Genomic DNA, 12945 nt, shown 5'->3' with positions numbered 1-12945 from the left:
CCATGGCTGAGTATCAGAACATCTTCACCCAGGTCCAGGTTGCCGGCTCCGGTGACTGGGGCATGGACAACGAGAACAACATGATGGAGGAGCGGGTCGGCGGCGTCGGCAACTTCCCGATCCTCGGCTGGTTCGGCAACGCACAGCTCGGCCCGATCTATCTGGGTTATGCAGGTGTGATCTCGATCTTCGCCGGCTTCACCGCCTTCTTCATCATCGGGTTCAACATGCTGGCGCAGGTCGATTACTCGATCGTCCAGTTCCTGCGTCAGGGCTTCTGGCTGGCGCTGGAACCGCCCAGCCCGGAATACGGCCTGCGCATTCCGCCGCTCAGCGATGGCGGCTGGTACATGATCGCCAGCTTCTTCCTGCTGATCTCGGTCTGGGCCTGGTGGTGGCGCACCTATGCGCTGGCTGCCGAGCACAAGATGGGCAAGCATATTGCCTGGGCGTTCCTGGCCGCGATCTGGCTGTTCATGGTGCTGGGCTTCTTCCGCCCGATCCTGATGGGCAGCTGGTCGGAGATGGTGCCCTATGGCATCTTCCCGCACCTCGACTGGACCACGGCCTTCTCGATCCGCTACGGCAACCTTTACTACAACCCCTTCCACGCGCTTTCGATCGCGTTCCTCTATGGCTCTGCCCTGCTCTTCGCGATGCATGGCGGCACCATTCTCGCCGTGACCCGCTTCGGCGGCGACCGCGAACTGGAGCAGATCTACGACCGCGGCACCGCGGCCGAACGCGCGGCGCTGTTCTGGCGCTGGACCATGGGCTTCAACGCCACGATGGAAGGTATCCACCGCTGGGCCTGGTGGTTTGCGGTTCTCACCCCGATCACGGGCGGGATCGGCATCCTGCTGACCGGCACGGTTGTCGACAACTGGTTCATCTGGGCTCAGGAGCACAACTTCGCTCCGGAATACATGGAGCCCTATGGCTACGAAGCCTATACCGGGCGGACAGGAGGCTGACATGTTGAAACTCCCGAAATGGTTCTTCAAGTGGAGTGAAGACAACCCCACCGATCTGATCGGGCCCGGTATCCTTGCAGGGGTCGTGGGCGGGGCGGCGGCGATCACCGCGATCATCGTGGCCTTCGACAACCCCTACAAGACAGTCGACTACCAGACCGGCCCGCGCGGTATCGGCATGGACGTGTCCAAGTTCGTGAAGGACAACCCGCAATACGATCCCTACGAGGAAACGTATGAGGCGTTCGCACGGCCCGAGGCTCAGGAAGGCGAGCCGACGGCGGCCGAGGCGTATGGCGAAACCGTCATCGCCTTCGGCGACCTGCCGCAAAGCAGCTTTGACCGGCTGCAGGAGGCGATGAGCGCCTGGGTTGGCGCGCCCGTGGTTCTGTATGACAATGGCGAGGTCGACGAGACCACGCTGGCGATCACGCAAAGCTGCGTCGAGGCCACCCAGTATCTCAACACCGACTGGGATACCCACAACCTGGCGTCCGACGGCAAGGGGGTGAACTGCTACACCTGCCACCGTGGACAGCCGACGCCTCCGGGATCGTGGCTCAAGGCCGGCGTGGTCAACTCGGCCGCGTCGGGCTGGGCGGGGATCCAGAACCGGCTGCTGACCTATGAGCGTGCCGGGACGACCGCCTTCGTCCACAAATACACCCAGAGCGAGTTCACCTCGCTTCCGGTGGATGCGGTCGAGAAGTTCCTGCTGGACGGCGAGAACATCAAGGTCCACGACCTTGAAAGCCGCGTCGCCCAGCAGCCGGGCGATCCGACCTGGCAGGATGCCGAGCGCACCTTCTCGCTGATGAACCATCAGTCGAACGCGCTCGATGTCGGCTGCGTCTTCTGCCACAACACGCGCGCCTTCTACGACGCGACCCAGGTCACCCCGGCCTGGTCGATCACGACGCTGGCGCAGCAGATGACGATCGACATTAACCAGAACATCTACGAGCCCCGCTCGGAGATTCTGGGTCGCGAGTCCGCCAAGGTGAACTGCATGACCTGCCATATGGAGGTGATCAGCCCGCTGAACGGCCGCGACATGGTTGCCGAGTGGCCGGAACTGGCCAGCCCGGTGCAGTGACGTGAATTCCGGCCGGGCGGCGCGCATCGCAAGCCGCCCGGCCGAACGCGATCGGGTCCCTTGCGGGGCCCGGTATTCGGGGCCTCCACACCCCGGTTCCCTTCCTGTCAGACACAGGACACTGGCGCCGTGTGGAGACGTGTCCACACGGCGCTTTTTTATGAAGAGAAACGCGCGGGAGAAGACCAATGACCAAGCCCCCGACCCCGATGCTGGACCGCGTTGCCGGTCCGGCCGACCTGAAGGGCATGAGCCAGGCCGACCTGACCCAATTGGCGCGGGACGTCCGGCAAGAGGTGATTTCCGTGGTCGCGCAGACCGGCGGCCATCTGGGCTCGTCGCTGGGCGTCGTGGAACTGACCGTGGCGCTGCATGCGGTCTTCAACACCCCCTTTGACAAGCTGGTCTGGGATGTCAGCCACCAATGCTATCCCCACAAGATTCTCACCGGCCGCCGCGACCGTATGCACACGCTGCGCCAGGGCGGCGGGCTGGCCGGGTTCTGCAAGCGGTCGGAAAGCGAATATGACGCCTTCGGCGCGGGGCACAGTTCGACTTCGATCTCGGCGGCGCTGGGCTTTGCCATGGGCCGCGAGATGGGCCAGCCGACGGGCGACGCCATCGCGGTCATCGGCGATGGCTCGATCTCGGCGGGGATGGCCTATGAGGCGCTGAACCATTCGGGCCACCTGAAATCGCGGCTTTTCGTGATCCTGAACGACAACGAGATGTCCATCGCACCCCCGGTCGGCGCGATGTCGAGATATCTTTCGGGCCTCTACACGGACACGCCGCTGGGCAAGCTCAAGGACATGGCCGAGGATTTCGAGGCCGTTCTTCCGGGGCCTATCCGCGAAGGTGCGCGCCGCGCCCGGCAACTGGTCACCGGCTTTCCCGGTGGCGGCACGCTGTTCGAGGAACTGGGCTTCGACTATATCGGCCCGATCGACGGGCATGACATGGGCCAGTTGCTGACCGTCCTGCGCGCCGCACGGGCGCGGGCCTCGGGGCCGACGCTGATCCATGTATGCACCGTCAAGGGCAAGGGCTATCATCCGGCCGAAACCTCGGCCGACCGCGGCCATGGCGTGTCGAAATTCGACGTGGCCTCGGGCGCGCAGGCGAAAAGCCAGCCGAACGCGCCCAGCTATACGGCGGTCTTCGGCAAGACCCTGACCGACGAGGCCGCGCGCGATCCCAAGGTGGTGGCGATCACCGCGGCGATGCCCTCGGGCACCGGGCTCGACATCATGCAGGGCCGGTTTCCGCAGCGGGTCTTTGACGTGGGCATCGCCGAACAGCATGCGGTGACCTTCGCGGGCGGGATGGCGGCGTCGGGTCTGAAACCCTTCTGCGCGATCTACTCGACCTTCCTGCAACGCGGCTACGACCAGATCGTGCATGACGTGGTGCTGCAAAAGCTGCCCGTGCGGTTCTGCATCGACCGGGCCGGGCTTGTCGGCGCGGACGGCTCGACCCATGCGGGGGCGTTCGACGTGGCGTTCCTGTCGAACCTGCCCGGCATGACCGTGATGGCCGCGGGTGACGAGGCGGAACTGGTCCATATGGTCGCGACCGCCGCGGCCTATGACGAGGGCCCCATCGCCTTCCGCTATCCGCGGGGCGAGGGGATCGGCGTCGAGATGCCGGAACGCGGCCGGATCTTGGAAATCGGCAAGGGCCGGATCGTCAGGGAAGGCACGAAACTCGCGCTGCTGTCGCTGGGCGCGCCGCTGATCGACTGCCTGAAGGCCGCCGAAGAGCTGGAGGCGCGCGGTATCTCGGTCACCGTGGCCGATGCCCGCTTTGCCAAGCCCTTCGACACCGACCTGGTGGCGCGTCTGGTCAGGGAGCACGAGGCGCTAGTGACTGTCGAGCACGGCGCCGAGGGCGGTTTCGGCGCGATGGTGCTGCACTGGCTGGCGCGGACCGGGCGGCTGGACCGCGGTCTGCCGGTGCGGACCATGACCCTGCCCGACGCCTTCATCGAACAGGACAGCCCCGCGCGGATGTATGCCGAGGCCGGGCTGACCGCGCAGGACATCGCCAATACCGGGCTCGAGGTTCTGGGCATCGCGGCGGCGCGGTTCGGCAGCGCGGCAGGCTGAGGTCGAGGAAAACGACAGCGGACGGCCCCGTCCCAGGCGGGGCCGTTCTGCGTTTCAGACATGCCGCTCGATGATCGCGCGCAGGTCGACGCGGGCCTTCAGGCGGCTGGCCAGCAGGTAGATGCCGCCGAACTTTCGCTGGATGAACAGCGTGTCCATCGGCGGGATGTGCCAGAAGTCGCGGTCGGCCCCCAGTTCCATCCCCGCATCCCGCATCCGCAGCGCCAGATCGGTACTGGCGAAGTCGAACGCGCCGGGACGGCGCAGGGGTTCCATCGACATCTCGAACATGGCCAGCATCGTCTCCTGGTGATGCGCCGCCGTATCTTCGGCGAAGAAGCCGATATCGAGAATCGCGTGCCGCATCGCCGCCCGCTCGCCCGCCAGCCCCGCCGCCATCAGCGCGCGGAATTGTTCGGCCATTTCGGGGCCAAAGTCGCGTGAGGCGCCGAAATCCAGAAGCACGATCCGCCCCGTGTCAGGCTGATAGCGGTAATTGGCGAAATTCGGGTCGGTCTGCATCAGCCGGAACTCGAACAGTTCGCGGAACAACAGCCCGATCAGCAGGCCCATCACCCGGTCGCGTTCCGCCTGCGGGGCCTCGGCCAGCGTCTCGATCGGCATGCCCTCGACGAAATCCATCGCCAGGATGTCGGGCGTGGTCAGGTCCGGCTGAAGCCCCGGCACCACGAAATCGGCTGCATCCGCCAGCAAGTCGCCGAACCGGCGCATGTAGCGGCCTTCGCGCTCGTAATCGGCTTCTTCGTGAAGCTGGCGCTTGGCCTCGTCCAGCATCGGCGCGATGTCGAGTTCCCGGGGCATCACGCCGGACAGCCGCATCAGCGCGGCCACGTTGTTCACGTCGCTATCGATCGACCGGCGCACGCCGGGATATTGCACCTTGATCGCCAGATCGCGCCCGTCCTTCGTGTGGGCCCGATGGACCTGCCCGATCGAGGCCGCGGCGATGGGCCGGACCTGGAACCTGTCGAACCGCTTCAGCCAGTCCGCGCCCCAGGCGTCGGTCAGCACCTTCTTCAGCTGTCCGCCCGGCATGTGATGCGCATCCGCCCTGAGCCGGGCCATGATCTCGGCGAGTTCGGGGGGCAGCATGTCGCCCGCATCCATCGAGATCAGTTGCCCCACCTTCATCGCCGCGCCGCGCATCTGCGCAAGCTGGTCGGCCACGCGCCGCGCATTGGCGGGCGTCATCAGCAGATCGGCCGCGCGCGGCCGCTTGCCCTGCGCCACCTGCCGTGCGCCCGCCAGCGCCATGTTGCCCGCGACGGAAGAGGTCAGCGCGCCGAACCGGGCAAGCCGGGTCAGCCGCCCGGAGGGAACGGCAAGGGCGCGGGCGTCGGGTTTCGGCTGGGTCATGGTGCGTTCCTTCGGGGGGTGAGGGGCGAGCATAGGGCGACGGGCTGGCGCCCGCAGTGACATAGGCACAAAACCCGCGCCCGCAACGCGGCGGGCGTGATCCCGGCGCCGACCGCCCTAGGTTGACGGGAACAGACAGGCAGGACGGGTCAGGCCATGAGTGTGAATGCGATGATCGTTTCGGCCGGCGAGGCGCTTGATGTGCTGCGCGCGGGCTGGCAGGCACAGGCGGGGGGGCACATGCTGGCCTCCTACATGATGCACGGCCGGCCGGGGGTCGGAAAGACGCAGGTGGTCGAGCAACTGGCGGACGAGATCGGCGCGCGGCTGTTCGATCTTCGCCTGACCACGATCGAGCCGCAGGACCTGCGCGGGTTGCCCTATTACGATCACGAGGCGCAAAAGACCAAGTGGTACCGCCCCGAGGATCTGCCCGACGATCCCGAGCATCCCTCGATCCTGTTTCTGGACGAGTTGACCGCCGCCTCGCCCATGCTGCAACCCACGGTCTACGGGCTGTTGCAGGAACGCCGGGTGGGGCGCCACAAGCTGCCGGGCAATGTCTTCATCGTTGCGGCGGGCAACACGGTCGAGGATGGCGCGATTGCCTACCAGATGAACACCGCGCTGTCGGACCGGCTGATCCACCTGCATGTTCAGGCCGCCGCCGCCGACTGGCTGGACAATTACGCGGTGCCGCGCGGGCTGCACCCCACGGTCGTCGCCTTCATCAAGACCCGGCCCGACCTGCTGGACACGACGGAACGCACGGTTGCCGAGGGCCAGTTGATCGCCACGACGCCGCGCAGTTGGGAACGCGTCGGCCAGATCCTGCGCGCCGTGCCCGACCGGCGGATGCGCAACGTGCTGGTCGCGGGCACGGTGGGCGAGGCCGTCGCCGCCGAGTTCGCGATGATCGCCGACGACATTTCCGCCACCGTGCAGGTGCAGGACATGCTGGAGGCCGACCGCAAGGAGCGGATCAGGCTTTATCCCGTCTCGATGCACGGGCTGAACGCGCTGATCTATGGGCTGATCGGGATTCTGGACGGGCGCAACGTCAATGGAGTGATCGACATCATGGCCGATATCCGCCAGCTTGCCCGGCTTCGCGAGGAGGAGGAGTTCAAGCGCATGCCGCTGTCCGAGCTGTGCACCTACGGGTTCGAGGGGCTGATCCGCAAGGGGCTGGATCTGGGACTGGGCGAACGCTTCCTTGGCCATGACGCCTATCGCTCCTACGCGGCCGAGCGCAAGGAGGCCGGGCTCGCGTGACGCCGCTGCGTCATTCCACCCGGGCGCGGCGGGCGCTGACCAAGCTTGCCGTACAGGACCCGGCCTTTGCCGCGCTGGCGCTGTGGTGCACCCATCTTGACAGCGACCGGCGCGAGGGGGCGGCCTGGACCGATGGCCGCGCGATCCATTACGGCGCCGATTTCGAGGCGCTGAGCCTGCCCGAGCAGATCGGCCTTGCCGCCCACCACATCCTGCACATCGCCTTTCGCCACTCGCCGCGGTCGCACGCGATGTATCTGCGCTTCGGCGACCGGTTCGACGAGGATCTGTTCAACCTCGCCACCGATGCCATCGTGAACGAGACGCTGATGCTGACCGGTTTCATCCTGCCGCGGCCCGCGGTGCGGCTGACGGGGCTGTTGCTGGCCACCACGCGCGAGAAGATTTCCGGCCAGGATGCTGTCACGAAATACGATGCCGAACGGCTCTACATCGCGCTGATGCAGGACAATGCGGCGACCCGGACCACAAGGCCCGGCGACAAGGGCGTGGCCAGCGGCGGCGGGCGGACGGGCGGGCAGGGCGGCACCGGCGGCGAGAAGCCGCGCCCCGGCGGTGCGCTGGCGGATGCGGCGCGAGCCTATGCCGACCAGATGGCCTTTGCCCCCGATCTGGACAGCGCGCGGGACGATCGTGACGACGGCGCGGGCCGCGAGGAGGATGCCGAGTGGCGCCAGCGTGTCGCCCGCGCGATGGAGGCGGGCCGGCTGGCCGGGCATGGCATCGGCGCGCTGGGTCACCGGCTGGCCGATCTGCCCGAGGTCCACACCCCATGGGAGGTGCTGCTGCGCGGGCTGGTCAGCCGCGCGGTCCTGTCCAGCCCCCGGCCGCTGGCCACACGGCCCGCGCGGCGCTGGCTGGCCCGCGATGCCGATGCCCGCGCCCATGGTGGTCCCGATCCGGCCTTCGAGCCGGGCATCCTGCGCGACCGCGACATTCCCCGGATCGTGGTCGGCATCGACAGTTCGGGCTCGGTCGATGGCACGCTTCTGGCAAAATTCGCGGCCGAGCTGGGCGCCATCGCCAAGCGCACGGGGGCCGAAACCCATGTGCTGGTCTTCGATACCGAGGTGCGCAGCCGCGTGGTGATGGGGGGGGCGGCCTGGGAAAAGCGGATCACCGACATCCTGTTCACCCGCGACGGCGGCACCTCCTTCATCCAGGTGATGGACGAGGCGCTGGCGCTTGACCCTTCGGCGGTGGTGATCCTGACCGACCTTGAGGGGCCTTTTGGCCCTGTCCCCCGACGGCGGCTGCCGATCATCTGGGCCGTGCCGGGCGATCCGCCGCCCTCGGGTGCGCCTTTCGGTCGCGTCCTGAGCCTTGCGCGCTGATGTGGCCGCTCAGGCGGTCGCCAGCGCCTCCAGCCGCGCATGGGCCGACACGCCCTTCGTCTCCAGCGTGACGTCATGCAGGAACCGGCCCAGCGCGAGGCTGGTGATGTGCATGCGCTGCTCGGTGAACTCGGCATCGAACAGCGTTGTCTCGATCAGCCCGCGTTCCTCGTCGTCCAGATCCAGAACATGCGGCTCGGGCACGTCGGACTGCACCGAAACGAAGGTCAGCGGCGAAATCCGGGCCAGTGCGGATTGTTCGATCACCAGATGCAGTTCGCCCGCCTTCAGCCCCCGTTTCGCGGCGATCCGGGTCAGGATCTCGCGGCCCCGCGCGCGGGCAATGTCGGCGCCGCGCTCGGCCTCTTCCTCGGGCATCAGGCGGCGGCGGCGTTCGGGGTTGTCGACCGAAAGCACGCGGGATTCGACCAGATAGACCACCAGGAACATCAGCGCGGGCGCCTGACCGATCGCCAGCGCATGTTCGGGCAGCATCAGGATCAGGACCGGGAACGGACTGAGCGCCAGGAGATAGCGCAGGAACGAGACCTCGACCACCATCCTTCGGTAAAGCGGACTGCCGAACGAGCCCCGCGGCAGGACCGAGAATCCATGCGCGAAAAGCCCCCGCGGCACCTTGCGGATCTTCATGGTCGAGGGGCTGGACACGGTCGAAGGCGTGATGACGTGAAGCATGGCGCAGCCTCTGCTATGTCGGAGACGAATAACTCTAGCCCCGCCCGGCCCGCCGTCCAGCCCGGTGCCCGGCAGGGATTCGACGCGCCGCCCGGCCCCTGCTAACCTGACGGTCGAGTCCGGGCCCGGCGGCCCGCCCCGCCGGGTGCGGCAAGAGCGGGGCATTGACCAAAGGGGGGCGCCCCCTTAACCCCGAAGACCGACAGCGACCGGAGGACGGCCCATGCGACCCGCCAACGAAGCCCTGATCGTGATCGACGTGCAGAACGATTTCTGCACCGGGGGCGCGCTTGCCGTTCCCGGTGGCGAAGACGTGGTGCCGCGGATCAACACGCTGATGGACGAGTTCCAGACCCGCGTGCTGACCCAGGACTGGCACCCGGCCGACCACGCGTCCTTTGCGGCCAGCCACCCGGGCAAGCAGCCCTACGAGGTGGTCGAGATGCCCTATGGTCCGCAGATCCTGTGGCCTGTCCATTGCGTGCAGGACACGCCGGGCGCGGCCTTCCATGCCGATCTCGACCTCACGCTGGCCGACCATGTCGTGCGCAAGGGCTTTCGCCCCGGGATCGACAGCTATTCGGCCTTCTTCGAGAACGATCACGAGACGCCCACCGGGCTTGACGATTTTCTGACGGCGCGCGGGATCGACCAGTTGACGCTGGTGGGACTTGCCACGGATTTTTGTGTGCTCTACTCGGCGCTCGATGCCGCGCGTCTGGGCTATCGCGTGACGGTGATCGAGGGGGCGTGCCGCGGCATCGACCTGAACGGCTCGCTGGAAGATGCGCGCCAGGCGATGCTGGATGCGCATATCGTGCTGGAGCCCTGAGAATGCTGGACATCGCCAAGCGGGTCTACAACCACCACTGGAAGATCGACCCGATTGTCCGCTCGCTGCTCGATACGGATTTCTACAAGCTGCTGATGTGTCAGTCGGTCTTTCGGAACCGGCCCGACACGCAGGTGACCTTTAGCCTGATCAACCGCACCACCGATATCCGGCTGGCCGAGTTGATCGACGAGGGCGAGTTGCGCGAGCAGCTTGACCATATCCGCACCCTGCGGCTGGCCCGCGGCGAAAGCACCTGGCTGCGCGGCAATACCTTTTACGGCAAGCGGCAGATGTTCCGCCCCGATTTCATGGAATGGTACGAGGGGCTGCAACTGCCACCCTATCACCTGGAAAAGCGCGACGGCCAGTATGAACTGACCTTCGAAGGGCGCTGGCCCGAGGTGATGATGTGGGAAATCCCCGCACTCGCCGTGCTGATGGAACTGCGCTCGCGCGCGGTGTTGCAGGCGATGGGCAAGTTCGAGCTTCAGGTGCTCTATGCCCGGGCGATGACCAAGCTTTGGGAAAAGATCGAGCGGCTACGCCCCGTCGAGGGGCTGAAACTGGCCGATTTCGGCACGCGGCGGCGGCATTCCTTCCTGTGGCAGGACTGGTGCGTTCAGGCGATGATCGAGGGGCTGGGGCCGAAATTCGTCGGCACCTCGAACTGCCTGATCGCGATGCGCCGCGATATCGAGGCGATCGGCACCAATGCCCACGAACTGCCCATGGTCTATGCCGCGCTGGCCGAGACCGACGATGATCTGCGCCAGGCGCCCTACAGGGTGCTGGCCGACTGGCACGAGGAGCATGACGGCAACCTGCGCATCATCCTGCCCGACACGTTCGGCACCAGGGGCTTTCTGCAGCACGCGCCCGACTGGCTGGCGGGCTGGACCGGGATCCGGGTGGATTCCGGCGATCCCGTCGAAGGCGCCGAGACCGCGATCGCCTGGTGGACCGAACGCGGCGAGGATCCGCGCAAGAAGCTGATCATCTTCTCGGACGGGCTGGATGTGGACGTCATCACCGACCTGCACGCCCGGTTCGCGGGGCGCGCCAGGATCAGCTTTGGCTGGGGCACGTTGCTGACCAATGATTTCCGCGGGCTGGTGCCGGGTGACACGCTGGCGCCCTTCTCGCTGGTCTGCAAGGCCGTCAGCGCGAATGGTCGGCCGACGGTCAAGCTGTCGGACAACCCCAACAAGGCGATGGGGCCAGCGGACGAGGTCGCGCGTTACAAGCGTGTCTTCGATGTGGGAGCGCAGCGCCCGCTCGACGTCGTGGTCTGACCGCCGCCCCGTCCCCACCGGGCGAGATCGCCTTTTTCGCGTCCGGTTTGCACGGAAATCGCGTCAAGAGGTTTTCAAAAATGCCCTGCAACGGTATCTCACACTAGGCCGGCGGTCCGTGCGCCATCTCCCGACGCGCCGCGACTCCGGTCCGGGGAAAACCGAAGCAAGGGGCATGTGAGCTGATGGAAATCATCCTCAACTCGGCCTTCGGAGAAGTCGCCTCGCTTCTGGTCATGGCGGCGGTGATCGGCTTTGTGGGGATCATCCTGCGTCAGCCGCTGATCGTCAGCTTCATCGCGGTAGGGTTGATCGCCGGGCCTTCGGCGCTGGACCTCGTGCGTTCCGACGAACAGATCAACCTGTTGTCGCAGCTCGGGATCGCGCTGCTGCTGTTCCTGGTCGGCATCAAGCTCGACGTCAAGCTGATCCGCTCGCTCGGGGGGGTGGCGGTGCTGACCGGGCTGGGACAGGTCGCCTTCACCTCGATCTTCGGCTACCTGATCGGGCTGGCGCTGGGGCTGGGCCATATCACCAGCCTTTACGTCGCCGTCGCTCTGACCTTTTCCTCGACCATCATCATCGTCAAGCTGTTGTCGGACAAGCGCGAGATCGACAGCCTGCATGGCCAGATCGCGCTGGGCTTCCTGATCGTGCAGGACCTGGTCGTGGTGCTGGCGATGATCGTGTTGTCGGCCATCGGCATCGGCGCGGCGGCCGACGGCCATGGCGGCGGGTCGGTCGTGGTGGTGCTGTCCTCGGGCGTGGCGATGGTGGCGCTGGTGATCCTGTTCGTGCGCTATGTCGCCAACCCGTTGACCGAGCGGCTGGCGCGGGCGCCCGAATTGCTGGTGATCTTCGCCATCGCGCAGGCCGCGATCTTCGCCGCGATCGGCGATTTCGTCGGCTTGGGCAAGGAGGTGGGCGGGCTGCTGGCGGGCGTGTCGCTGGCCTCGACCCCCTATCGCGAGACCATCGCGGCCCGGCTGTCGCCGCTGCGGGATTTCCTGCTGTTGTTCTTCTTCATCGCGCTGGGCTCGTCTCTCGACCTGTCGCTGCTGGGCGCGCATGTGACGGGCGCCATCGTGTTCTCGCTGTTCGTGCTGATCGGCAACCCGCTGATCGTGCTCGCCATCATGGGGGCCATGGGCTACCGCAAGCGCACCGGCTTCTTGGCCGGGCTGACCGTTGCGCAGATCAGCGAGTTCTCGCTGATCTTCATCGCGATGGGCGTGGGGCTGGGGCATGTCCAGCAGGATGCGCTGGGCCTTGTGACCATGGTCGGGCTGGTGACCATCGCGGCCTCGACCTACATGATCACCTATTCGCATCAGCTTTACCGGCTGTTCGAGCCGGTGCTGGGTATCTTCGAGCGCCGCGGGACCCCGCGCGAGCCGAATGGGGGCAGCGTCGTCGGCCAGGACGGCTGTCCGGTGCTGGTGTTCGGGCTGGGCCGGTTCGGCGCGGCCATCGCGGTGCGGCTGCAGAAACGCGGCGTCAGGGTGCTGGGGGTCGATTTCAACCCGCAGGCGGTGCGCCGCGCCCGCGCGCTGGGGATCCGGGCGAAATACGGTGATGCCTCGGACCCGGAATTCGTGAGCGAACTGCCGCTGGCGCGGGCCGACTGGATCGTTTCGACCGTACCGATCCATGTTGGCGGCCTCAGCCATGAGGACACCCGCCGGACCCTGATCCAGCTTGCGCGGACCGCGGGCTTTCGCGGGCGCATCGCGGTCACCTCGCACACGGCCAGGGACACCGAAGAGCTGACCGTCGCGGGCGCCGATATCGTGCTGGAACCGTTTCAGGACGCCGCCGACCGGGCCGTGGAACTGCTGACGGGTGCTCCCGAAACGGAGCGCACCGAAATCCCCGAGATCGACGGCGAGGAATTGCGGACCGCCTGATCCGACACGCATTCACCATGTCCGCGCCAA

Annotated in this window: 10 protein-coding genes; 8 read left to right on the top strand and 2 right to left on the bottom strand. The window is 66.7% G+C overall.

Annotation, left to right across the window (positions count from 1 at the left end; genetic code table 11):
- The first annotated feature begins 2 nt into the window (after window positions 1-2).
- From pufM to dxs, 3 genes are all read left to right on the top strand, one after another.
- A complete protein-coding gene (pufM, locus tag NHN26_RS06090) occupies window positions 3-974 on the top strand; it encodes a photosynthetic reaction center subunit M (RefSeq protein WP_253088613.1) in 972 nt (323 codons plus the stop codon).
- Window position 975: 1 nt separating this feature from the next.
- Window positions 976-2070 carry a photosynthetic reaction center cytochrome PufC gene (gene pufC / locus NHN26_RS06085; protein ID WP_253088612.1) on the top strand — a complete coding sequence of 365 codons (1095 nt, stop codon included), beginning with the start codon at window positions 976-978 and terminating at the stop codon, window positions 2068-2070.
- A 188-nt stretch (window positions 2071-2258) separates the two neighbouring features.
- On the top strand, window positions 2259-4178 hold the full coding sequence (gene dxs, locus NHN26_RS06080) for a 1-deoxy-D-xylulose-5-phosphate synthase (RefSeq protein ID WP_253088611.1): 1920 nt from the start codon (window positions 2259-2261) through the stop codon (window positions 4176-4178).
- A gap of 54 nt (window positions 4179-4232) precedes the next feature.
- Here the strand turns inward: dxs and NHN26_RS06075 are convergent, their stop codons facing one another.
- On the bottom strand, window positions 4233-5555 hold the full coding sequence (locus tag NHN26_RS06075; protein WP_253088610.1) for an ABC1 kinase family protein: 1323 nt from the start codon (window positions 5553-5555) through the stop codon (window positions 4233-4235).
- A gap of 156 nt (window positions 5556-5711) precedes the next feature.
- Between NHN26_RS06075 and NHN26_RS06070 the strand changes: the two genes are divergently transcribed.
- Together NHN26_RS06070 and NHN26_RS06065 are read left to right on the top strand one after the other, a co-directional pair.
- Complete coding sequence (locus NHN26_RS06070; RefSeq protein WP_253088609.1) at window positions 5712-6830, top strand: AAA family ATPase; 1119 nt, start codon at window positions 5712-5714, stop codon at window positions 6828-6830.
- Window positions 6827-8185 carry a vWA domain-containing protein gene (locus tag NHN26_RS06065; RefSeq protein WP_253088608.1) on the top strand — a complete coding sequence of 453 codons (1359 nt, stop codon included), beginning with the start codon at window positions 6827-6829 and terminating at the stop codon, window positions 8183-8185. Before NHN26_RS06070 ends, NHN26_RS06065 begins: the two co-directional genes overlap by 4 nt.
- A gap of 9 nt (window positions 8186-8194) precedes the next feature.
- Here NHN26_RS06065 and NHN26_RS06060 read toward each other — a convergent pair whose 3' ends face one another.
- The gene (locus tag NHN26_RS06060) at window positions 8195-8881 is read right to left on the bottom strand and encodes a hypothetical protein (protein WP_253088607.1); all 687 of its coding nucleotides are present in this window, start codon (window positions 8879-8881) and stop codon (window positions 8195-8197) included.
- A 223-nt stretch (window positions 8882-9104) separates the two neighbouring features.
- On the opposite strand from NHN26_RS06060, the gene pncA reads away from it, so the two are divergent.
- The 3 genes from pncA to NHN26_RS06045 all read left to right on the top strand — a co-directional run bounded on the left by pncA (window position 9105) and on the right by NHN26_RS06045 (window position 12915).
- Window positions 9105-9713 (top strand): bifunctional nicotinamidase/pyrazinamidase, encoded by a 609-nt coding sequence (gene pncA / locus NHN26_RS06055; RefSeq protein WP_132693293.1) that lies wholly within the window; start codon window positions 9105-9107, stop codon window positions 9711-9713.
- A 2-nt stretch (window positions 9714-9715) separates the two neighbouring features.
- Window positions 9716-11008 (top strand): nicotinate phosphoribosyltransferase, encoded by a 1293-nt coding sequence (gene pncB / locus NHN26_RS06050; protein WP_253088606.1) that lies wholly within the window; start codon window positions 9716-9718, stop codon window positions 11006-11008.
- A gap of 185 nt (window positions 11009-11193) precedes the next feature.
- Complete coding sequence (locus tag NHN26_RS06045) at window positions 11194-12915, top strand: cation:proton antiporter (protein WP_253088605.1); 1722 nt, start codon at window positions 11194-11196, stop codon at window positions 12913-12915.
- The last annotated feature ends 30 nt before the right edge of the window (window positions 12916-12945 follow it).

Origin of the sequence: Rhodovulum tesquicola, assembly GCF_024128855.1 — a bacterium.
In the GTDB taxonomy this organism is placed as follows: Bacteria; Pseudomonadota; Alphaproteobacteria; order Rhodobacterales; family Rhodobacteraceae; genus Rhodovulum; species Rhodovulum tesquicola.
Note: the sequence above shows the minus strand (reverse complement) of the source record. Positions and strands in the feature narration are given on the sequence as shown.